The organism is Parabacteroides sp. B2-S-102 (assembly GCF_023656665.1).
In the GTDB taxonomy this organism is placed as follows: Bacteria; Bacteroidota; Bacteroidia; order Bacteroidales; family Tannerellaceae; genus Parabacteroides; species Parabacteroides distasonis.
This window is the reverse complement of sequence record NZ_JAMOKM010000003.1, coordinates 15,564-39,709: the sequence shown is the minus strand read 5'-3', so window position 1 is coordinate 39,709 and position 24,146 is coordinate 15,564. Positions and strand designations below refer to the sequence as shown.

General features: G+C 40.3%; 17 protein-coding genes and 2 pseudogenes. 8 read left to right on the top strand and 11 right to left on the bottom strand.

Annotated elements, in window-relative coordinates; all coding sequences use genetic code 11:
* Positions 1-159: 159 nt before the first annotated feature.
* The 5 genes and pseudogenes from NBH07_RS05090 to NBH07_RS22565 form a co-directional block, all read left to right on the top strand.
* On the top strand, positions 160-837 hold the full coding sequence (locus NBH07_RS05090) for a hypothetical protein (RefSeq protein WP_230391796.1): 678 nt from the start codon (positions 160-162) through the stop codon (positions 835-837).
* Between the two features lie 84 nt (positions 838-921).
* The gene (locus tag NBH07_RS05085; protein ID WP_057088906.1) at positions 922-1,713 is read left to right on the top strand and encodes a hypothetical protein; all 792 of its coding nucleotides are present in this window, start codon (positions 922-924) and stop codon (positions 1,711-1,713) included.
* 4 nt (positions 1,714-1,717) lie between these two features.
* Positions 1,718-2,158, top strand: coding sequence for a hypothetical protein (locus tag NBH07_RS05080; protein ID WP_250833474.1), 441 nt, complete (start codon positions 1,718-1,720; stop codon positions 2,156-2,158).
* The gene (locus tag NBH07_RS05075; RefSeq protein ID WP_250833473.1) at positions 2,155-4,788 is read left to right on the top strand and encodes a DEAD/DEAH box helicase; all 2,634 of its coding nucleotides are present in this window, start codon (positions 2,155-2,157) and stop codon (positions 4,786-4,788) included. The genes NBH07_RS05080 and NBH07_RS05075 overlap by 4 nt, the downstream gene beginning before the upstream one ends.
* 519 nt (positions 4,789-5,307) lie before the next feature.
* Positions 5,308-5,522: pseudogene (locus NBH07_RS22565) on the top strand (site-specific integrase); the annotation flags it as partial.
* 153 nt (positions 5,523-5,675) lie between these two features.
* Here the strand turns inward: NBH07_RS22565 and NBH07_RS05070 are convergent.
* The 11 genes and pseudogenes from NBH07_RS05070 to NBH07_RS05025 form a co-directional block, all read right to left on the bottom strand.
* Positions 5,676-6,116: pseudogene (locus NBH07_RS05070) on the bottom strand (ATP-binding protein).
* Positions 6,117-6,447: 331 nt separating this feature from the next.
* Positions 6,448-7,794, bottom strand: a complete 1,347-nt coding sequence (locus NBH07_RS05065; protein WP_005858483.1) for an aspartate kinase — start codon at positions 7,792-7,794, stop codon at positions 6,448-6,450.
* Between the two features lie 28 nt (positions 7,795-7,822).
* A complete protein-coding gene (locus NBH07_RS05060; protein WP_250833472.1) occupies positions 7,823-9,541 on the bottom strand; it encodes a sensor histidine kinase in 1,719 nt (572 codons plus the stop codon).
* 10 nt (positions 9,542-9,551) lie between these two features.
* Positions 9,552-10,673 carry a sensor protein KdpD gene (locus NBH07_RS05055; RefSeq protein WP_005868607.1) on the bottom strand — a complete coding sequence of 374 codons (1,122 nt, stop codon included), beginning with the start codon at positions 10,671-10,673 and terminating at the stop codon, positions 9,552-9,554.
* A gap of 13 nt (positions 10,674-10,686) precedes the next feature.
* Positions 10,687-11,457 carry a hypothetical protein gene (locus NBH07_RS05050; RefSeq protein WP_005868608.1) on the bottom strand — a complete coding sequence of 257 codons (771 nt, stop codon included), beginning with the start codon at positions 11,455-11,457 and terminating at the stop codon, positions 10,687-10,689.
* Between the two features lie 31 nt (positions 11,458-11,488).
* Positions 11,489-12,070, bottom strand: coding sequence for a K(+)-transporting ATPase subunit C (locus tag NBH07_RS05045; protein WP_005868610.1), 582 nt, complete (start codon positions 12,068-12,070; stop codon positions 11,489-11,491).
* Between the two features lie 80 nt (positions 12,071-12,150).
* Positions 12,151-14,190, bottom strand: coding sequence for a potassium-transporting ATPase subunit KdpB (gene kdpB, locus NBH07_RS05040; protein WP_005858473.1), 2,040 nt, complete (start codon positions 14,188-14,190; stop codon positions 12,151-12,153).
* Positions 14,191-14,206: 16 nt separating this feature from the next.
* The gene (kdpA, locus tag NBH07_RS05035; RefSeq protein WP_005858471.1) at positions 14,207-15,916 is read right to left on the bottom strand and encodes a potassium-transporting ATPase subunit KdpA; all 1,710 of its coding nucleotides are present in this window, start codon (positions 15,914-15,916) and stop codon (positions 14,207-14,209) included.
* 27 nt (positions 15,917-15,943) lie between these two features.
* Positions 15,944-16,024 carry a potassium-transporting ATPase subunit F gene (locus NBH07_RS22560; protein ID WP_080504992.1) on the bottom strand — a complete coding sequence of 27 codons (81 nt, stop codon included), beginning with the start codon at positions 16,022-16,024 and terminating at the stop codon, positions 15,944-15,946.
* Between the two features lie 371 nt (positions 16,025-16,395).
* Positions 16,396-16,581, bottom strand: coding sequence for a helix-turn-helix domain-containing protein (locus NBH07_RS05030; RefSeq protein WP_005858469.1), 186 nt, complete (start codon positions 16,579-16,581; stop codon positions 16,396-16,398).
* Positions 16,582-16,622: 41 nt separating this feature from the next.
* The gene (locus NBH07_RS05025) at positions 16,623-17,096 is read right to left on the bottom strand and encodes a hypothetical protein (protein WP_005858467.1); all 474 of its coding nucleotides are present in this window, start codon (positions 17,094-17,096) and stop codon (positions 16,623-16,625) included.
* 701 nt (positions 17,097-17,797) lie between these two features.
* On the opposite strand from NBH07_RS05025, the gene NBH07_RS05020 reads away from it, so the two are divergent.
* From NBH07_RS05020 to NBH07_RS05010, 3 genes are all read left to right on the top strand, one after another.
* Complete coding sequence (locus NBH07_RS05020) at positions 17,798-20,059, top strand: bifunctional alpha,alpha-trehalose-phosphate synthase (UDP-forming)/trehalose-phosphatase (RefSeq protein ID WP_009017078.1); 2,262 nt, start codon at positions 17,798-17,800, stop codon at positions 20,057-20,059.
* A 5-nt stretch (positions 20,060-20,064) separates the two neighbouring features.
* Positions 20,065-21,852, top strand: coding sequence for a glycoside hydrolase family 15 protein (locus NBH07_RS05015; protein WP_005858461.1), 1,788 nt, complete (start codon positions 20,065-20,067; stop codon positions 21,850-21,852).
* Between the two features lie 168 nt (positions 21,853-22,020).
* Entirely contained in the window at positions 22,021-24,108 is a 2,088-nt protein-coding gene (locus NBH07_RS05010; RefSeq protein ID WP_039848552.1) for a cation:proton antiporter, read from the top strand.
* Positions 24,109-24,146: the final 38 nt, after the last annotated feature.

The window sequence follows — 24,146 nt, the reverse complement described above, 5'->3', positions numbered from 1 at the left end:
AAAGGTCATCAAATTGTAAATCGTTTCCTATGTGAATCGTGGAATGAACAAGATGGACAATATGTAAATTGTACTTATGCTTCATTTAAGAGAAATCATAAAATGGAGAAATTGCTTTACAGGGAACAGAATGGATTCTGCTGTTATTGCATGAGGCATATGGAAGTAAATCAACACATTTCCTTAGAACATGTGATGCCTCATAACTCTGTAACCAAACAAAACAAGATAGATTTTAAGAAGATTAATTATTATAAACGGTTTAATAAGAATTTTAAACAAAATGTCGTTTACAAACATCTAAACGGTACAAGGCGAAAATGGCGCAGCGGACCACCATATCCTCATTTTTGCGCTTATGAAAACCTAGTATTGTCATGCGATGGTAGTCTTTTCATTGATGAAGACAAGGAGAAAAAATTATATCCTTCTAAAATGCATTTATGCTGTAATGAGCATAGAGGAAATAAATTGATTGTCCCATTATTTTTCATTCCTAATATAAACGATTTAATTATATACAATAAAAATGGAACTATTGGCATATCGAAAATAGTCAAGTCCTCCCAGCGTCAGATTGAATTATCTAATACTATTGAGGACTTAGCATTGGAGCATGAGCGCTTGAGAATCATTCGGCAAGCTTGGTATCATATAGCTACAAGTCGCATATATAATATAGAAGAAGTAAAGGCTGCTATTAGTGATGAACCTTTACGGCAAAATATTATGATGGATAGTGGCATTCCTCTTGATATCGTAAATCGGATTAAACATCCTATATACTGGTCCTTACTGTGTGAATATTTTTGGTTCTATAAACACTTCACACCATAAATATAAATATGCAATTTCCTCTCAAGATTCCTTTAAGGGGTATAGATGTAATCTTGATGGGTACAAAATCACTAATTCTAAGCTATGATATCAATCAATAATAAACAGTTGGACGGACTCTGTTATGACTTTGAATATCAAGTAACAGACAAGGATGAGTTAGCAAATAAAATTTGCCAACTCATCCTTGGAAATTGTGGTCATGTATCAAAAGTTATTAATGGATTAGCCTCAAATCCAAGAGAGGTGGACAAGAAAGCTGTTGATTTTTTGATTAAAGAGTTAGAAAAGAGAAATGTAACCAAAGAAGATATGTATAAGATTGATGGATGGTTATTTCAAATGATCTCTTGGTTACAATTAGCCAACCAGAATAAAGGTAATATTTTTTTTCAACAATCACCTCATTCACAGCCTTCCATGCACGGATTTGATGGTTTTGCTATAAAACTCACACCTGATAATATGATAGAGCGAATTGTGATAACAGAGGATAAATGTACAAATGATGCTCGCACAACAATTCGAGATAAAGTATGGCCAGAGTTTTCTGAAATGGAGAATGGAGTGAAAAATAATGCAATCTTCCAGCAAACAGAAGCGCTGATTGGGCATAGGTTAGGAGAACAATTTGAACACATTCAAAATGATATTGTAAATGAAAAATATCGTCAGTATCACGTCAGCATAACCCGTCAGAAAATTCACAATTCTGATGAAGGACGGAAAAGACTGTTCAAAGATTATGATACAGTAATTTCAGGAGGCGATGTTCACAGAAGATCGGCAGCAACAATCTGCTTAGATGACAAGGAACGGGAGTGGATGAGCGATTTGCAACAGAGAGTTTTAGCGAAACTGAAATCATACATCTAACACTATGTACAATTTCGTAACTGAAGAATTGATAAAAAAAATTCCTCATGTGGAAGGCTTTACTGAAGAGTTACTACCCGTAACTCTAACAAAGATTTATGCTCAAATAATTAGCCTTAGCGCAAAATATGAGGATGGTGAGCCTTTTGATTTGGAAGTGCTTAAAAGTGATGGGAAAAAACTTAATATACTATCTAACACCCTAGAACTGTATCTTTTTGCAAATTCCCAGACTGATAAACGAAAATCAATGGCTTTTGTTGCAGCAACTGCCCGAAAACTCTTGTTCAAAATAAAAGAAGTACACGAGGATGAGGTATTGGATTTGAATTATATTCCATCCGACCTTTATGCATCTCTCTTATATGTTATAAGTGGTAATTTGCTGATGCACAAGAGGTTGCGGAGGGTTTCTGTGTACGCAGAGAGGCTGACCAATATGTGAAGAAATTATATAACTCTATCAAACTTCTGGTGAGCGGCAATTTACATGAACTACAAAGTTTGACGATCAATGAACCAAAGGAATATAATGATTTACAACAATATACGGAATGGCTACTTTGGAAAGAACTAGTGACGGGAATAAAGCAGTTTTCAATTTCGCTATTGGGTAAAAAAGCGTATACAATCAATTCTTTTTTAAAAGTCAGAGAACTGTCTGTTTATGAGGATAAGCTCATTGCTCTCAGAGACGTATATGTGGCTCCATATATATTGTCAACTCTGTTTATACTATCGTGTGAGGAGATGTGGAGTCATGCTGTGATTAATGTATCTACTCCCATAGGAGTGAAAAAGAAAAGTTGGCAAGAGGCATTAAAAAAGCAAGCGGTAGTAAGACCTTTTTTATGGGAGAACCATTTGGATGCAATCAGTAAGGGGATATTGAATGTTGGTGTGTCGTCAGTGATTACTTACCCTATAGGTGCAGGAAAAACAACTCTTTCTGAATTGAAAATAGCCTCTTGTTTGCTGGCAGATAAGCGGGTTATATATCTTGTTCCTACTCATGCATTAGAAAATCAAGTTAACAACAGTTTGAATAAGTTGACTGAAAGAATGAATATGTCAATTCGGAATAGAGATGCAGAGTTCTCTTGGTTTGAAGAGGAGGAGGAAGATAGTACTATAATGGTGATGACACCTGAGCGTTGTCTTGCGTTATTACGCCTGAACCCAGAAAAATTGAATAATGTGGGATTGGTTGTTTTTGATGAGTTTCATTTGGTTAATGGCAATTTTGATGACAAACGTGCGAATGATGCTATGACGCTTGTTGTGGAACTGCTCGACATTATACCTAAAGCAGATTATTTTTTCGTTTCTGCAATGGTACGGAATGGAGCTGATGTGGCTGGTTGGATTAAGTCGGTGACTGGTCGCGAGTGTGTGTTACTTGACAACCCATGGAAGCCTACTTGTCAGTTGCAGGGATGCTTGGTCTATAATGAGGAAGAAATCAATAGATTAAGGAAAATTATTACTGTATCAAAGAGTAAAAATAAGAGTAAAAATCCGACAGTAGCACTACAAAGAATGCTGAAGGTAAATCCCCACTGCATATTCAGTTTGAAATCAACATGGGATGATGTAAACAAAGCAAATTATTGCTTGGTGGAGTTAACAGGCAGAGATATTCATCTGAAGGCAAATAGTGAGTGGAAACTTTCAGCAAACTACAACTATGTGGCTGCAGAGGTGGCAAGTCGTTATGCAGCTATTCATTACAAGACAATAATCTTTGCGACCAAACCTGTTGATGCCAATTCAATACGTAACCATATAAATGAACTTTTGAAAGGGAAAAATGTTGACTGGATAAAGCGCTACGAAAGTGAAAAGTATAATGCTATAACAATGGAATTAGGCGGTGAAAAGTATTCGTATCTTTTTGAATCAAATTCAGCTACTGTACATCATGGTAATCTGTTGCCAGAAGAGCGTATTATCTCGGAGCATTATTTCAAAAGCAAGGACGGCGTGAATGTGTTGGTGGCTACACCTACCTTGGCTCAAGGTATCAATTTACCAGCTGATATAGTTCTCATTGCTGGCGACAAAAGATTTGATGGAAATAGCATGGAGCAAATCAAGGCTCACGAGATATTGAATGCAGCAGGAAGGGCTGGTCGAGCAGGTTTCCGTTCGCACGGAACGGCTATTCTGATACCATCCATCATTGCGACCTATCTGGATAATGTGGTAAAAGGTAATTGGATGACGGTGCGTGATGAGATTTTTTCTAAAGGCGATCGCTGTCTAGATATAAAGGATCCTCTTGCAGATTACTTTAATGCCGAGATAAATGTGGATAGTGATTTAATATTGAATCATTTTAAGTCAGATGTGGCTGATGTGAAACGTAAGTATGGAAAGACATTCTATGCATATCAAATGAGCGTGAAAGGTAGGGCAACAGAGTTTAATACCCATTTGGATGCTATGGTTGGCAATTGGGTAGAAAATGTAGAGCAGCCCAAGTGGCTGTCTGTGTTGTCTGCAAAGACCAGTGTTGATCAGGATTTGTTAATGGTATTCTATGAATCCATCAACGTGCCCTTCATAGCTAACCTGGACAGTCAAAATGTTCTGTATATACTAGGACATTTGCTGTCTGTGATGAAAGAAAATATGGAATTGATGGATAAATTCTTTTCAAGTTCGATAAATGCTGAAAATGCTAGAAAATTTGTACTCTCTAAAGATATTAACATTTGGACGGAAAGTGGAATCAAAAAGTTCTTTACGCTTGTTGAAATGTACGTAAAAGGTCTGTCTTTATTGGAGATTGAACAGACCATGGAATGCAAACAAGATAAAAAGCTGTTACATGCGAGACAATTTGTACTCAAAATTATTCCAGATGTAAGTTATACTTGCGGTGCTTTTGTTCAGGTGCTTATAGAAAAACTGAATTTACATGAAGAAAACTCCGATTTACCTACTGATATAAAAGTTTTTGCCTCATGTATCAAAGAAGGAGTGTTAACCTATGAAATGCTCAAAGAGAAATATAATAAAAAGTATATGAGAGTAGAATGTCATTATAAATGTCGGAAAACAAAAACATAGAAGTGATTTAGAGCCCGTTTAAATTTTCTTCAATAATAATTTAAACAGGCTCTAAAATGATAAAAAAGCTATTTATATTTGCAGAAATCGAACTTTTTACCTACCTTTGTATCGTCAAAAAGATAATGATTGTCGAATTGATAAAGAAAAGCGATGAATTTAGTGTAAAGCTAATTCGATGGTTTTTATAAGATATAAAGCAAAAAGAGGATGTAAATCAAGGAATTAGAATAAGTCTAATCAAAAGGTTCGATTCCTGGTGGCACCACTTTTAAGAAAAGAAAAACGATGTAAATCCCTGAATTTCAAACAAGTTCAGGGATTTTTCATTTCCAAGAATAGGCAAAATAAGTGGGATTGAAGCAGACGGCACGTCCTTATTCGGGGGACGGTTTTAGAAAGCCTAAAATGTTACACAACACAAGTGCTACTTCGTTTTTTTACAGCACGTTGATCTATTTTACATAACCAGGTTCTCGGTTCGATTTCCTAATTTTGTATCATTAAAAATTGAGCCGTATGGAAAGAGAAATATTCAGCGTGTTGTTCTTCATCAAGCGTAGTAAACCGTTAAAAACGGGAAAGTACCTTTGCGTGTGAAATTCTATCAGATTTACCAAGACTTGGAATTGGAGGAAAAGATTGTCTCCGCACGTGCCATAGTAAACCGCTATCAGGGAAAGGACGAAACTTTCAAAACATTATATAATGTGTTCAAGGAGTATAACGACAACTTGGAAACTCGAATGAAACAGATCCCCAATATCCAACTTAAATTGACCCCCGATTTATTTTTCCTAAAATACAAAAAAAACATCACATAATCAGTTTATTAGTTTTCGATTTGTGCTGGGTTTATAATTTTTATTTACTGCCAATATAGTCATTCATTTCTTCCCGCAAATTTTGCGTATGGACTCTCCGTGCAGCTCAATTCTTACGGCTAGGTGAGTTATTCTGTTCATGACTGCGCCGGCTATTGTCTCCTTGCCGATGACATCATACCTGTCTTTGACCGGCAATTGTGATGTAATCAGTGTTGATTTCTTACCATATTGGTCTTCGATGATGTCCATCAGATGCATTCTGCTTCCGTTGTCCAACGGCTGCAAGCCGAAATCATCCTGTATAAGCATATCTGTCCTTTCTATTTTTTTCTGCTCCTACAGGATGCTACCTTTTACCTTGGTGGCCTTCAACTGCCCTAAAAGTCTGGAAGTATTGGCATACAGTACTTTCAATCCTTTCTGGCAGACTCTGTATCCCAAGGCTGTGGCAATGTAGCTCTTTCCTGTACCGGAGCTTCCCATGACAAACAAGTAGCACACCTCCTTGACAAATCTTGTTCATGCTGATTGATTTATTGGGAATACTATCTGTTTTGTCTATTTAATAGATTAATGTAGAATTATGAACTGATTCTGTAACTCTTTTAATGTTTTTTGGGTGGGGCAATTTAAATTGGATTTTGGGGAACTCTTTAGATAGGACAATGGGGGGACAGTTTATACCAAATTTTCCACCTGTCAATACACAGAAGAATTTTCATTGTTTATTACCGAAAAATAGAAGCAGTCTCTACAAAAAAAGACTGCTTCTGCTTCATTTCTAAAACAAATCAAAAAACAAATATGCTCAACTATTAATCTTAATTTTCTTTTAAGAAACGGATGATAACACAGGTTTGTCTGATACGGAAAACAAGTGTTCACTAAGCGCCTTCAAAGCATGCACTTTATCTTCCGCTTTCATCACCAACGATACATTACTACTACTTCCGCCGTATGAAATCATCCGTACGGGAATATCTTTCAATGCATTGATGATGCGTGCCTCAAAACCGACATTTTGCCATTCTAGGTCACCAACAACACAAACAATCACCATATTCTTTTCGACTGTAATCGTTGCGTATTTCCGTAATACACCCACAATCTCGTCTATATGCTTGTCATCATCAATCGTTACGGAAACCCCGATATCGGAAGTGGTCACCATGTCCACCGGCGTATTGTAATTATAGAACGTATCAAACACGATGCTCAGAAAATGAGGTGTCGGTATCGTATGGAGCGACTTGATCTTGACATACGTGATGTTGTCTTTGGCGGCAACAGCTTTGATCGTACCCTTTTCCACCGTATTCGAGATCAATGTACCCGACGCATTTGGCTGCAATGCGTTCAAGAGGCGTACCGGTATGTTCTTTTCCTTGGCAGGCAGGATGCAAGTCGGATGTAGTATCTTGGCACCGAAATGTGCCAACTTAGCGGCTTCGTCGAAGTTCAACTGCCTAACAGGAGCGGTGTCATTGACAAACCGTGGATCGTTGTTGTGCATCCCGTCAATATCCGTCCATATCTGTATCTCTTCTGCTTGGATAGCCGCTCCAATTAGAGAGGCGGTGTAATCGCTTCCTCCTCTTTCCAAGTTGTCAATGCTGCCGTAAGCATTCCGGCAGATGAAACCTTGCGTAATATATATTTCTGCCTCTTTGTTTTGCTCCAAAAGTGTATTTAGGTGTTTAGCGATATATTCCATGTCCGGTTCATTGTCCATTGTAATTCGCATGAAGTTCAACGCAGGCAATAAAACTACCTTCACTCCTTGTTCTTCCAGATAGCAGGTCATCAGAAAGGTTGATATTAGCTCACCCTGCGCCAAGATTTCCTTTTCATCGAACATGCTGAAAGGCATATTAGAGAAAGACCAGACATGTTGAGACCGTTCAAGCATGTATTGCATGGCCCTTTCTTTGTAGGTATCGCTTTGGTATAATTCTTCTATATGATTGACATAAGCTTGTTCCAAAGCAGAAAGGATCGCATTGGCTTTTCCCGGATCTTTCTTATGGAAACACTCAGATATCTCCACTAAAGAGTTTGTTGTCCCTGCCATGGCAGAGAGTACTACTATTTTCTGTTCCTGATCGCAAATGATTGATGCGACATTCTTGATCCGCTGGGCAGAACCGACTGAAGTACCACCAAATTTTAATACTTTCATTAGACTATCTGATTTTTGATTTTACTTTTTATACATTGAATCTGATCACGAACGTGCTACCTTTACCGACTTCGCTTTCGATACGGATCGTACCACCATGAGCTTCCACAAAGTCCTTGCTGATGGCAAGTCCCAAACCGCTACCTTGTACTTTTGTTCCCGGCACACGGAAATAGTGGTCGAAAATACTTTCGTGGTAACGCGAGTCAATGCCCTTTCCGAAGTCCTTGACATAGATCTCGACGGCTTTGTCGATCTGTCGTGCACCGATGATAATCCGTCCGTTCTCCGACGAATAACGGATGGCGTTCGATAACAGGTTGGTCACAACCCAAGCAATTTTCTCGCTGTCGACAAACAATTTGGTGATCTTTTCAGGATACTCCACTTCGATCTGACAGTTAAAACGCTCGGCCTGTACCCGGTTCGCCTTGATGGCATAGTCGATCAGTTCGATCGGTTTGGTAATCTTCGGATTCAGGTAGAGCTTACCGCTTTCTACCTGTGACATCTTCAACAATTCGCCAGTGATCTCCAACAAACGGTCGCTATTTTCCTTTATGTTCTTGGAAAGGCTCTCCTGTTCTGTATTCAGTTTTCCGATCCGATTGTCTTCCAGCAGTTCCAAGCTCATCATGATAGCCGATATCGGTGTCTTCAGTTCATGAGAGATCGTTGAAATAAAGGTTGTCTTTGCAATATCTTTTTCTTTAAATTCGGTCACGTTCTTCAACAGGATCACATCCCCGACATACTTACCCTCCAGTCCAGTCTGCCTGTTAACGTTGATCGGGATGTATTTTACTTGAAAATAGCTTTCCTTGTTGTCCGCATAGATTTTCAACGGATCCTTATTGTCATCGGGATGTACCAACTGGCGGATCAAACGGCGCAGCAGATCATTTTTTAACGCCACTTCGGGAGCCGGTTTGTCGATAATGTTTTCCCGTGTCAAATTCAAAACAGTCAAAGCCTCGTCATTGACAAACAAAATCTTCCGTTCCTTACTCAAGCCTATGATAGGTTCTGCAATGCTGTTGATAATTGTTTCTATATATTTTTTCCCTTGCAGGATATCTTCCAGCGAACTGTTCCTGTATTCGGCCAAGCGCTCGGCCATCTCGTTGAACAACGTGGCTATTTCCTTAAACTCCGGTTCATTGCCCAAATTAAGCCGTTTGCTGTAATTGGCATTGGTGATTTCCTTGATGCCATCCGTCAATTTCCGGATCTGTACGCTGACCGAGCGTGGCAGGCGAGCCAGAAAGAGGAAGGCGATCACGATACAAGCGATCCCTACCGTCCAGATCCAAAAGAGAGACCTTTCCGCCGTATGGACAGCCACTTCATTCTTTTCATAAATGGCAGACATATTGACTGCCATAATGGTATAAATCGTCTGGCGTATCTGCCGAATCGATTCATCATCCATGTCATCCAACGCCTTTTCACAGTTCGAACTTAATCGGTTAGTCAGTATGTCTTCATCCTTCTCTGTCAGATTTTTTTTCTGAGCTTCCAACCCGGCCTCAAACTCTTTTCGGGCATTCGGATTTTCCCGAATGGCATCCAGTGACTCGAGCATCTGACGGGAATAAAGGAGTGAATTGCAATTATCCGCTAGGATATTCTGCGTGTCATCCGATACATTATGAATGTTTTTTATAGCCAATCCACCTAATAAAGTGATCAGGACAAATAAAAGTCCTATCCCATAAGTCAACTTTGTTTTTATATTCATATTCATGGAAGGATTTTTATGCTAATATTATTAAATCAATGCCTAATTGAGCCAACTCTTCTAACATGTTCCGATAGTGAACCATCGCAAGGATAGCGGAAGGATATTTTAAAGCTGGTCGTCCGATACATAGCGTACTGATTTGCTTTTCTTTACAAACCTGTACGATCGCATCCGTTATATGTGGGGATTGCACTTGAATGATTTCTCCTCCAAGTTCCGTTGCCAACTTGAAATGGTTAAGCAAATGCCTTTGACTTGCCAACGGAATCCTGTCGGAACTTTCTCTTGGGGTTTGTACATACAGTACAAAAAACTTGGAATTATATCGGGTTGCCAACCGTGCGACTTTCCGTATGATCTTACGGGGAGTTTTCTCATTACTGCTGATGCAGGCCATAAACCTTTCGTGGCGTACGCCGAGATTCTCTGGAATGGTATTCTCCACTTTTTTTTCTACCCGCAAAGCTACCTCTTTCAATGCCAACTCCCTAAGCTGAAGAATATGTTCAGCCTTAAAGAAATTATTTAATGCTGTTTGTATCTTATCGGGTTTGTATATTTTTCCGGCTTTTAACCGAGCCAGCAATTCGTCAGCGGTAAGGTCTATGTTGACCACTTCATCAGCCTGCTCCAGTACGATATCAGGAATACGTTCCTTGACCTCAATGCCAACCACGTCCTGCACCATCTCGTTAAGTCCTTCTATATGCTGAATATTGACCGCCGTGATCACACTGATACCGGCATCCAGTATATCCATGACATCCTGCCAACGCTTTTCGTTCTTACTGCCTTCGACATTGGTATGAGCCAATTCGTCAACGATGACAACTTCAGGATGGATACTGAGAATCGACTGCAAGTCCATCTCTTCGATCTCTTTTCCTTTATAAAATATCTTGCGGCGGGGGATGATAGGCAATCCTTCCACCAATGCCTCCGTCTCGACTCTCCCATGTGTTTCTATATAACCGATCTTGACATCGATACCGCTTTCCAGTAATTGGTGGGCATCTGATAGCATCCGATACGATTTACCTACACCGGCAATCATGCCGATGTAGATTTTAAAATTGCCACGACGAGACTTTTTCAACAAATCTAAAAAATGTTGTACACTTTGTTCTCGGTCCATGCGTATTATTATATCAAGGTCTTAAAGAAATTCCCAAGACAAGATGGGCATCCTCCATACGAGGGTTCCAAATTGCCTGTGTAAAAATAGGTAATGAGAAAGAATCCGTGATTTTGATATCTTTCGTTGCTTTCAATGCAACATTCGTTACTGCAAATCCACTATTTACATCACCTCCATACGTAGTTATTCCCGCATCATACGGAAGAACACCACAAGTTGCATTCAGATCGACGCCCTTCACTGTGAATGGAAAATTCAACTCCACATAAGAAGAATAGTTTTGGTTTCCATTTTCATCTTTGTCTTGACCGGCAAACATGAAATTCCAAGTGATAGACAAAGGTAACTTCTCAATAGGTAAAGTGTAAGCCAAACCTGCTTCAAAATGGTGATCTGTTTCATGGCTTTTGAAGTTAAAATAACGGCAAGAGCCTTGCCCTGCCCACCATAAGCTAGCGACAGACAATGTAGGACCAGCTGATCCGAATGTATACGCTGCCGTTAAATCTATCTCTTTAGCCGCAGGCATAGATGTAGAGTTTGCTCCCTGAAAATCGGTAGATCCCCAGGCTGTCAAAGAGAAATTACCTACCCCCAGTGATAGTGTCGGCTGGAAGCTAGCACCAGTCTGGTAGAAACCACGCCAAATATAGGAACTTACCAAATCTCCCTGTACAGAAAAACTTACTTTACCATCCTCTTCCTGTGCATTAGCCAACGTAGAAGATGCCATTGAGAATACAACTGCCAAGGCTGCTACTTTTTTTACGAATGATTTCATAACCTAAATCTAATTGACTTATTAAAATTTGTTATTTGTTATTTGATGCTTGATCAAGCGCAACATTTAATTTCAATACATTTACTTTCTCCGTTCCGAACATACCCAATAACGGTTTCTCAACATGAGAATTGACGATACCCATGACCTTTTCTTCTGACCATCCACGAGCGTCCGCTACACGTTTGGCCTGTGCATAAGCCGCTTTCGGTGAGATATGGGGATCCAAACCGGAACTGCTGGCTGTGATGATTTCAGCCGGAACTTTTTCACGGGTTAGGTAAGGATGATGAACCAAGAATGTATCAATACGTTCTTCCAACAAAGCTAAATGTTCTTCATTGGAAGGTCCCTTGTTACTACCTGCCGAACTAGATGCATCGTAACCGTCACCAGCATGGGAAGGACGTCCCCAGAAATAAATATCTTGCGTGAAATTCTGACCAACGTTGGCGGCCCCCACTACTTTTCCATTCAATGTAACCAGTTCAGCATTACCTTTATTCGGTCCTGCCACTTGGGCAAACAACCACAAAACGAAGATGTAGAAAACACTGAAGAACAAACAAAATGCAATTGTCAGTCTTAATGATTTAAAAAGATTTGATATCATAATGAATTATTGTTTTATTTTCTTAACCTTCCTCCTATCTTCATACAGAGGGAGGAAGGTTTTTAATATTGATTTTACTTTTACATGAATAAACTTACAATCATATCTATCAACTTGATACCAATGAACGGGGCAATTACACCGCCCAAACCGTAGATCAGCAAGTTGCGACGAAGCAATGCGGAAGCACCAATCGGTTTATAAGCCACACCACGTAATGCCAGAGGGATCAGAATCGGGATGATGATCGCATTAAAGATGATCGCACTCAGGATCGCTGATTCCGGACTGTGCAGGTGCATGATGTTCATCGGGGCCAATGCCGGGATCGTAACCATGAACAGAGCTGGTACGATAGCGAAATACTTGGCCACGTCGTTAGCGATACTGAAAGTAGTCAGCGTACCGCGAGTCATCAGCAACTGTTTACCGATTTCGACAATCTCGATCAGTTTCGTTGGGTCGTTGTCCAAATCAACCATATTACCAGCTTCCTTGGCAGCCTGCGTACCACTGTTCATTGCGACACCAACGTTTGCCTGAGCCAAGGCCGGGGCATCGTTCGTACCGTCCCCCATCATGGCGACCAGCTTACCGTTTTCCTGTTCCTTACGGATATAGTTCATCTTGTCTTCCGGTTTGGCTTCGGCGATATAATCGTCTACACCGGCTTTTTCAGCGATATATTTTGCGGTCAACGGGTTATCACCGGTTACCATTACCGTCTTCACACCCATCTTACGCAAACGTTCAAAACGTTCTTGGATCCCCGGTTTGATGATATCCTGTAACTCGATCACACCAATGATGAAATCATCCTGTGAAACAACCAGCGGAGTACCGCCGTTACTCGTGATCTTCTGAACCAAATCGGCCACTTCTTTCGGATATTTGTTGCCGGCAGCCTCACTCATCTTACGAATAGCATCAAAAGCTCCTTTACGGATGCGAGTACCGTTTGCCAAATCCACCCCTGAACATTTAGTTTCTGCCGTAAACTTGATCATCTTTGATCCGGATGTATTCAGATCATGTACACGTACACCTTTTTCACGTCCCAGTTCCACGATTGACTTACCTTCGGGTGTATCGTCAGAAAGAGAGGACAGTAGACAAGCTTGTACAAAAGAGTGTTCGTCAATGCCGGATACCGGATAGAACTGGGTTGCTTTACGGTTACCGATCGTGATCGTACCGGTCTTGTCGAGCAGCAAAGTATCAATGTCACCGGCTGTTTCAACCGCCTTACCGGATTTGGTGATCACATTAGCAGACAACGCACGATCCATACCGGCAATACCGATGGCAGATAACAAACCACCGATCGTAGTAGGGATCAAACAAACGAACAAAGAGATAAAGGCCGCGATCGTAATCGTCGTGTTGGAATAATCAGCAAACGGTTTCAAGGTACCGCAAACAACAACGAATACCAATGTAAAACCTGCCAGCAAGATTGTCAAGGCGATTTCGTTCGGAGTTTTCTGGCGAGAAGCTCCTTCCACCAAGGCGATCATCTTATCCAAGAAACTTTCACCCGGTTCGGTCGTCACTTTCACCTTGATCTGGTCGGACAATACTTTCGTACCGCCTGTTACAGAACTCTTGTCTCCACCCGCTTCACGGATCACCGGAGCAGATTCACCTGTGATGGCGCTTTCATCGATAGAAGCCAGACCTTCGATAATTTCACCATCGGAAGGAATCGTGTCGCCGGCTTCACAAATAAAGATGTCGCCTTTCTTCAACTGAGAAGAACTGACCGTTTCGATCTTGTTACCGACACACAATTTGGCAGGAGTTTCTTCCCGGGTCTTACGCAAACTGTCGGCCTGTGCCTTGCCTCGTGCCTCTGCAATCGCCTCTGCGAAGTTGGCGAAAAGCAACGTGGCGAACAATACAATAAACACTAAGATATTGTAACCGAAAGATCCTTGTGTCGTATCACCGGTGGTAGCCGCCCAAATCGTAACAAACAACATGACGAATGTCACCACCTCCACGATAAACATGATCGGGTTACGGAACATCATCCGCGGATTCAACTTAATGAATGATTGCTTCAAACTTTCTATAACGAGCTTCTTTGGAAATAAAGAAGCAGTTTTGTTATTTCTCATCTTCTTAATCTGTCAATTAGTAAATACTAAAATATTCGGCGATCGGGCCTAATGTTTGTGCCGGGAAGAATGACAAGGCAGCAACGATGACGATTACGAAGAATGTCATCACACCGAATGTAACCGTATCAGTCTTTAATGTACCCGCACTCTCCGGAGTGTACTTCTTGTTTGCCAAAAGACCTGCAATAGCTACCTGTCCGACAATTGGCAAATAACGTGAAATGATCAGTGCCAAACCGCAAGTGTAGTTCCAGAAATAGGTATTGTCGCCTAATCCTTCAAAACCGGAACCGTTGTTAGCAGAAGAAGAAGTATATTCATATAACATTTCACTGAAACCATGGAAACCAGGGTTGTTCAACCAGCCACCCTCGCTCTCTACGAATTCAGGGGCATATACCCATACGTAGGAAGAGATAGCCGTAAAGATCAAAATCACGAATGGGTGAGCCAACGAAACGATCGTTGCAATCTTCATTTCTCGGGCTTCTACCTTTTTACCTAAGAATTCCGGCGTACGTCCGACCATCAAACCGCTGATGAATACGGCTATAATCAAGAATGCATAGTAGTTCATGAAACCTACGCCGACACCACCAAACCATGTATTGATCTGCATGTTCAACATCTCCACCATACCAGAAAGAGGCATTGTACTGTCGTGCATACCGTTAACGGAACCATTAGAGGTGACGGTCGTAGTCACAGACCACAAAGCGGTTGCGCCCGGACCCAGACGGGTTTCCTTACCTTCCATAGCACCGCAAGACTGGTCAATACCCATCTCGTCGATTTTCGGGTTACCTGCCATCTCATAGTGAACGTTACAGAATACCCCCAAAAGATAAGCAAACAGCATCACACCATAGATCACATAACCTAACTTTTTACGTTTCAGATAAAATCCCAAAGCAAATACCAATGCCATCGGAATGATCAGAATAGACCAACATTCTACAATATTGGTCAGGTAAGTCGGGTTTTCCAATGGGTGAGAAGAGTTTACTCCGAAGTAACCACCACCATTCGTACCTAACTGTTTAATCGGAACGATTGCAGCTGTAGGACCTTGTGAAACAGTTTGTTCAGCTCCTTCCAATGTCGGGATTGTCATTTTGGAGTCAAAGCCCATCGGCGTACCTTGTATGATCAGGATGAAACCCACGATCAGAGACATCGGGAAAAGGATACGTGTACAGCTGATCACTAAATAGTGCCAGAAGTTGCCGATTGTTTTAGTTGTTTTGGCGGCCATCGACTTCATAATTCCAGCCATGGCAGCCATACCTGTTGCAGCAGTGATGAACTGGAACAACATGATGACGAACAACTGTGTAAAATAAGTCAAACCGCTTTCTCCGCTATAGTGCTGCAAGTTACAGTTAACCATGAAACTAATACACGTGTTGAACGCCAAATCTGGACTTTGTCCGCTGTTCCCATCAGGATTCAAAGGAAGATATCCTTGCGATACCAACAGGATCATACCCCAGAAGAACCAAAATACGTTTATAATAAGCAGAGATTTCAAGAATGCCTTCCAATCCATCTCTTCATTGGGGTTGATACCCGCCAGCTTGTAAATAAATCTTTCAATTGGAGCCATGAAACGCATGCAGTCGTTTCCCTCCTTATACACCTTGGCGATATGCTTTCCCAGCGGGTAACTGATAACCAGCAGCAGCAATATCTGCAATGCTACACCTAAAATTTCTGTATTCATCTTTTCACTTAAAAAAACTAATTACCATTAAAACTTTTCGGGCTTAATTAGGACATACATCAAATACCCGAAGATCAATAAGCAAAGTATAAACAGTGCTAAAAACATAATTTAATTCTCCTTTCTTACATTAAATTTTCTCAAACCAGTCCACACACTTGAAGAAAAACCAATAGCATGCTACACCGGTAGCACACAAGAACAAAAATGATAACGTATCTTCCATACTTGTCTTTTTTAATTGTTAATACTATTTATTTGTTTTCCACCCTACTATATGCCAAAGCTGTGCCAAAAAATCGAGTTCTTGCACAATGCATTGTTTATCAGTTATATAATCAAAAAATAATATTATTATGTAATATGCTCAATCCTTTTCAAAAGGAAAAAGATATTTTCATTTTGAAAAGGTATATAAAAAAGGCAAGCTGCCTGTTTTAGGTAAACCTACCGGGTATGCAAGAACAAAGTGTTCCACATTATAGTCCATAGGCTTCCATCTTCCTATAAAGTGTGGTTAAGGCTATCCCAAGAGGACGAGCAGCTTCGGGTTTGTATCCGTTAGTATGTTGGAGAACTTTCTGAATGTGGTGCTTTTCAACGCTGACTAGGTCCAATTCAATATTATTCCCCGTATTTTCAGATAATTGACATTTCCTTTCCATGGACATCGTTTTATGGCTGCCATATATTTTTTATGATCACTTTAAATCTCACCAAAATCTTTAGATATCTGCCCTGCACAGGCAGGCTTCCAACAATCGAAATTTCTCTTTTTAGCTAAAATCATGTTATTGATTATAGGCAATTCGCAACTTTCGCTGATATATAAAATAGCATGTCCTTGAGCTGTTGTTTTCAATTGTTTTCTTAATGTGTTCCAAGCTTCTGTATCAGAAATAAAATATTGCGATGCGGTAGACTCCGTTTCATACACCAGTTTGTATTCATTCAGCACCAATTCATTTTCCTGATTTGTCTTCTTTTGAGGATAGCATAAATAGGCAATTCCTGTCAAAAGGATGATTCCTGTAAAAGTATTCAGCAGATATTTAAAATAATAATCATTTTCGAAGACATAGAATTCATTGATGCTACCACATATACATACGCTAGCCACTAACAGTAATATTACCGTTATCCGTTGCTTTAAAAATTTCATCCGCATATTCTTTTCCATTTGTATCCTAATTTTTGAAATCAAATCCTTTAAATAAGCCGTGAATAAATTATATCCACGGCTCAAAAAGAAAAAAACAATTCAAATCTTTACAGAATGAATGGAGAAAAAGATTTTGGTACACATAAAACAACTTTAATTGCAATAATATATAATATGAAACTCATATCCTTCTATGAGCAACCAAGTACTTCTTGCAAGGCCACCATTTTTCAATCCTGTTTTTCAAAATGAAAAAATACCCCAAAACACCAATCCAGCTTGTTACTAGTAACAGAACGATAATCTTGTTTTTGATCCTTTGAGGAACATCTTTTTTTATTAAATTGCTGATTGCCCATACAGAGGCAAGCGAGCCTAACTGATAAATAAAAAATACCATTTTGTTTCTTTGTTGTTCTACATTGTTTCTTATAGCAGACAACCGAAGATGAATATTAATGATACTTTCTTCGGAAATCTAAACTGATAAAGATAATGCCAAAATCAGACCAATTAGAAAACAACAAACATAAATCACTATATATCAATTGATTAAAAATATTAATTCTAAATTGAAAGTAAAAAAAACAACTAAAATGAAAAAGTGTTTTTCATTTTGGTAATATTACTTAGGCTTCCCTATTTGCAAACATCTGTTTATCAATGACAAATACAAATTGGTATGGATTTTGCTTTGTGTTGTATATAATATTTCAAATATGAGATTATTTATCATTTCGAATAGGTTGCCTGTAAAAGTTACACGTTCCTCCGATGGAAAATTTGTTTTTTCACGGAGCGAAGGAGGGCTGGCTACAGGTTTGAAGTCATTGGACGTTGATTGTGAAAAACATTGGATTGGTTGGCCTGGCGTCTGCGTAGAACAAAAGACGGAAAAAGATGACATTTGCAGTCAATTGGAAAAAAATAATTATCATCCGGTATTCTTATCCGACAGGCAGTATGAAAATTACTACGAAGGATATAGCAACAGTACCCTATGGCCCCTCTGTCATTACTTTTTTGCTTATACGTTATATAAAAAGAACTTTTGGGAATCATATAGGGAAGTCAATGCTGTTTTTTGTGAAGAGATATCTCGGATAGTTGAACCTAATGATTGGGTTTGGGTACAGGACTATCAGTTAATGCTGTTGCCGGGCATGCTCCGTGAGAAGTTTCCCAACCTTCATATCGGGTATTTCCACCATATTCCGTTCCCTTCACATGAACTTTTCCGGATTCTGCCCGAAAGGGTCGAGATCCTGAACGGACTTTTGGGAGCCGACTTTGTCGCTTTTCACATTCACGATTATATGCGTCATTTCATCAGTGCGACGGAACGCATCCTTCATAAGAATTTCAATCTGGATGAAGTTCAAATGAATGATCGTGTAACCCGTGTGGATGCATTACCGATGGGGATAAACTATGATCTTTATCACAATGTGATAGCTGATGACAAAGTCCACCACGCAGTAGAGAAAACACAACTTCTATTTGGAGATCATAAGTTAATCATATCGGTAGACCGACTGGATTACAGCAAAGGAATATTGCACCGTCTTTACGGATTCGCCTCTTTTTTGAAAAATCATCCGGAATATCACGGGAAAGTGACATTGGCGATGGTTATCGTCCCCTCTCGCGACCATGTAGGCAGTTATGCCGAATTGAAAACCAAAATAGACGAGGAGATCGGTTCTATCAATGGAACTTACTCTACCATGAATTGGACTCCGGTATGTTATTTTTATCACGGTTTCTCTTTTGAGGAATTGGTAGCGATGTATTATGTTGCCGATATAGCCTTGGTAACCCCTTTGCGCGATGGTATGAATCTTGTGGCAAAAGAGTATGTCGCTACCAAACAAGATAATCCGGGGGTACTCATTTTAAGTGAAATGGCCGGTGCTTCGGTTGAATTGTCTGATGCTTTATTGATTAATCCAAACGACACGGACCAGATCGAACAAGCCATTTGCCGTGCATTGAAAATGCCATTGGAGGAACAAAGAGAAAGGCTTCAGCGAATGCAAGCCATCCTTTCGGTTCAAACCGTAAACAAATGGGCTGCGGATTTCATGAGAGAATGGCGGCAGGCCGCAGAGAAAAACAAACGATTACAAAAGAAAAAGATCTCCGCACAAGACCAGAACGAAATCAAAACATTATATGACCAAGCGAAAAAGCGCTTGATTTTGCTGGATTACGACGGAACATTAACTGCATTCAAAAATCATCCGGAAGATGCAGCTCCAACACCTGCATTACGAGACCTGTTACAGCGTTTTTGTTCCGACTCTCGGAATCATGTAACCATTAATAGCGGGCGGGACCACTATACATTGGAGAAATGGCTGGGAGATCTTCCTCTGTCTTTTGCCGCCGAGCATGGTGCATTTTACAAGGAAAAAGGCGCATGGCATAAAAACATAGGCAATCGAGAGTGGGATTCGGAGCTATTGTTTATTCTAAATTTGTTTGTAAGCAAAACCCCGTACTCTCATCTTGAGACAAAAGAAGCTGCTCTTGCCTGGCATTATAGAGAATCGGACGCCTGGCTGGGAGAGCTGAGAGCGCAACAGCTAACAAAGGCTATAATGCCTGTTTGCCTGAGAAAGGGATTACAAATCATGCAGGGCAACAAAGTCGTGGAAATAAAATCTCCAGAATACACAAAAGGTTCGGAAGTAGATCGCCTATTATTGGCTTCCCGCTATGATTTTATACTAGCAATGGGAGATGACACGACGGATGAGGATATGTTCCGGGCTCTTCCAGTATCCGCCATAACAGTTAAAGTTGGAATTGTATCTGAAAAAGCCAAATACAATCTGTCCTCGCAGGAAGAAGTATTGCCTTTTTTGGAAGAACTGTCGGGTGAAGGTGTTAGTTACGGAACGACTTCCAGAAGCATAAAAGGTCAACTGAAAGCCACCGTTGATTTTTTTAAAGGATTGTGGACAAATAAAAAATAATTTTTATGGACAAGTTAAATTACGGAGTAATAGGAAATTGCTGCACAGCGGCTTTGATTTCGGATAAAGGCAGTATAGATTGGTTATGTTTCCCTAACTTCGACTCACCTTCCATCTTTGCGTCATTGCTCGATCGGGAGAAAGGGGGATATTTCGGCTTCGAGGTTTCTCCGGATTATCAAATATCGCAATCGTATGTTCCTCATACAAATATTCTTTCGACCAACTTCGTATCAGAAGAAAATGAATTTGCCGTTGTAGATTTCATGCCTTGTTACCATCTGAGCGATGCGAGCAATTGTTATCGTCCGGCAGAGATCTACCGATATATCCGCAGAATCAAAGGTACTCCCCGTTTTAAAATCAACTATGAGCCGGCTCCGGACTATGCCCGTGGAAAGACAATTTTCAACACGACCTCGGAATATATAGAGACCTACTCTACTTCTAACAGCAAAGATAGGCAATATCTTTATTCCTCACTACCTTTGCACAAGATCTTGGAACAGAAAGAAATCATACTGGCTAAGGACGAGTTCTTGCTACTTTCATATAACGAGAAAGTAATCCCCGTCAACATTGAGCGTGAGAAACTGGAATACTGCCGGACGCTGGTTTATTGGCTAAATTGGACTGACCGAACCAAGAAGTTTACGGTCTATAACGATGTCATTGAGCGAAGTCTCCTAGTTTTAAAATTGATGTCTTTTTATAATGGAGCCGTATTGGCGGCCATAACAACTAGCCTACCGGAAACGATCGGAGAAGTCCGTAACTGGGATTATCGTTTTTGTTGGCTGCGCGACGCCTCCATGTCCATTGAAACTTTGTTCCAGATAGGCCATGTCGAAGCCGCAAGGCGGTTCATGAGATTTGTCCAGTCTACTTTTGTTTCTCAACACGATACTTACCAGATCATGTACGGTATTCGCGGAGAAAGAAAATTGACGGAAGTTATTCTGGGACATCTTTCCGGTTATAAGAACTCACGACCCGTTCGGATCGGTAATGATGCTTACCACCAGCTTCAAAATGACTCGTTCGGCTATTTAATGGACCTGATCTACCAATACTATCGTTTGATGCCCGGTACATTGGACGAGGTGGAAGATATGTGGGAAATGGTAAAAAGTATCCTGACGAATGTGATGATTGACTGGAAAAAACCAGACAAAGGCATTTGGGAGATTAGAGGAGAAGGACAGCATTTTGTTTCCTCCAAAGTTATGTGCTGGGTCGCATTAGACAGGGGAGCTCGTATTGCAGATTTATTAAACAAACCGACATACCGGAGACGTTGGTCGGAAGAAGCGGCCGTAATCAAAGAAAATGTCATGAAAAACGGTTGGAAAGAAGAGATGCAAAGTTTCTCGCAAGCCTACGGTAATTCCGACCTTGATGCGTCCTTGTTGTTAATGGAACCGTACGGATTTATCGATCCGAGAGACATACGCTACCATAAAACAGTGCAAGCGATAAAGAATGCGTTACTTTACAAAGGGTTGATGTACCGTTATAAATCTCATGATGATTTCGGACTTCCCTCTTCCGCCTTTACTATTTGTACGTTCTGGCTCATTCGTGCTCTTTATGTCATAGGAGAAAAAGAAGAAGCACGTAGTCTGTTTGAGGAAATGCTTCATAATTCAAATCACTTGGGACTTTTCAGTGAAGACATTGATTTTGAAACCAAGGAGCAACTGGGGAATTTTCCTCAAGCATATTCCCATTTGGCACTAGTCAATACCGCTATATTGTTTTCGGAAGAGGACATACGACTGTTTTTTAAATAAACCTTCTGTATCTCTTTCATTTTGGAAATATTTTTTCACTATGAAAGAGATTTTATTCTCTTTTTATAGGACAAAGCTCATAGATATCTCATTATTAAATAATTATATATCTTCGAACGCTATTGGCTCAAAAATTGCCAGCTCCTTGCAGTTAAATAGTGAATCAATATGGAAACGAATAATTTACTGGCCCCATTATTTTTTGTATTGATAAGGTTGATGGGAGGTGCGATTTTAAAATTCGGATTAAAAAAGATGCCTCTTCCTTACACGGTCGGGCTATTTGCCTTTGGATTATTGATCGGTACGTTTGACCGGATAGGCTGGTTGGAAAGCATTCCTATATTAAAATCATCGATCGATTTTGCCGGAAATGCTAATCCCGATATGATACTTTATATTTTTCTTCCGATCTTGATATTCGACGCTGCTTATGAACTGGACGTGCATATCTTTCGAAAAACATTGACAAATGCCACTATATTGTCCGTACCGGGTGTCATTATTGCGATGTTGCTGACGGCTGCCTTGATGATAGGGATCGGAACGTTCGCCCCTTCTTATGAAGGGTGGAACTGGACATTTGCATTGATGTTCGGAGCCTTGATAAGTGCGACAGACCCAGTGGCCATTGTCGCATTGTTGAAAGAGCTAGGCACCAGTAAACGTTTCTCGATGCTAGTGGATGCCGAGTCGATGCTAAACGATGGAACCGGTATTGTCCTTTTCATGCTGTTTTTCGGAGCCTATACCGCTACTGGTGTTTCGGATTCTCCCGTAGCGGACTTTATCATGGTCGTTGCCGGAGGAGCCCTGGTTGGTACGCTTTTGGCTTATTTGTGTATTCAATTTATCACAAATGTAAATGGAGACGAGATGCTTCAAAACAGCGTGATGATTCTTTCCGCTTATATGACTTTTGTCATAGCGCAAAATTATTTGGAAGTATCGGGAGTAATCGCTTTGGTCGGTTTCGGTTTGACAGTCTCTTACATGGGCCGTCTGAGGTTGAAACCGCAGGTCAATAAATTCATGCGTCAATTTTGGGAATTGGCGGCACACATAGCAAATACATTGATATTCATAATTGTAGGTGTCGTAATAGCATTGAAGGTAGACTTCTCATGGATGGATTTATTGATTCTTATCTGTGTATATGCCGGGATAAATATCATTCGTATATTAATAATAACCATATTTTATCCGATCATGAAACGGTCCGGATATGGCTTGTCGGTGCGAGAGTCCACGATCTTGAGTTGGGGAGGATTACGTGGTGCATTGGGACTAACGATGGCACTGATGGTATCGTATACCTTTTCGATACCAGAACCAATACGTCGGCAAGTACTTTTCCTTACGGCTGGGATTGTAACTTTAACATTGACAATAAATGCGACTACAATCGGTTGGCTTCTAAAGAAATTGGGATTGGCAGAGATACCGTCCTCCAAGCTTCTTTTGGATTATAGCGTAAAAAAGCAGTTGTACGAAGGTTCTGAAAAATACCTAAAAGATTTGAAACAGAAGGAAGCGTTGGAAGCAACAGACTGGAGTATTGTCGAACAGTTCCTACCTCAAAAAGAAATATATCCGGAAATGCCTGTCCGTACCAAAGACGTAATGGCAGACATACGTCTACGAATCTTGGATAGAGAGCGCTCGCTCTATTGGAGCCTATACACAAACGGTGTCATTTCATCCGGGACGCAAAGACGTTTAAATGCCGCAATTGATGAACAATACGATCGAGACGGAAAGAAACCTCTATGCGACCGAGGCGATATTTTTGAATTCTGTGAGGAACCTTCATGGATAATCAGTATGAAGTTTTTCTCTCGTTTTTTCCAAAAATGGGCAGATATTTACTATCAAGACAGAATTATTTTAGGGTACGATTTGGCAAGGGGATTGATCATAGCCCAGAAAGAGTCCTTGAAACTGGTTAACGAGTTTGGCTCCTCGGAAACAGTCTCTACCGAATATGAAAGTTGCTTGTCGCTTTTACAAGTCGAGATCCGTAAAAATATAACTAGAGCATCGAATTTTATCACAAAAATATCCATTGATTATCCTAAATCATATAAAGAGGCTGTGACTCGCAAGTCTGTCCGTATGTTATTGAGCAACGAAAAAAAGAGGATAGAACAATTCAAGGAACAGGGTTTGATTTCCCAAGAAGAAGCCGAGCAAATGGTAAATGAGTTGGGAGAACGTCATAATAAGGTTTTTACTTCTTACCAGTTCCTAAAATAGCGACAAGAAAAATATGTCATCCTCAATAGATAATAACT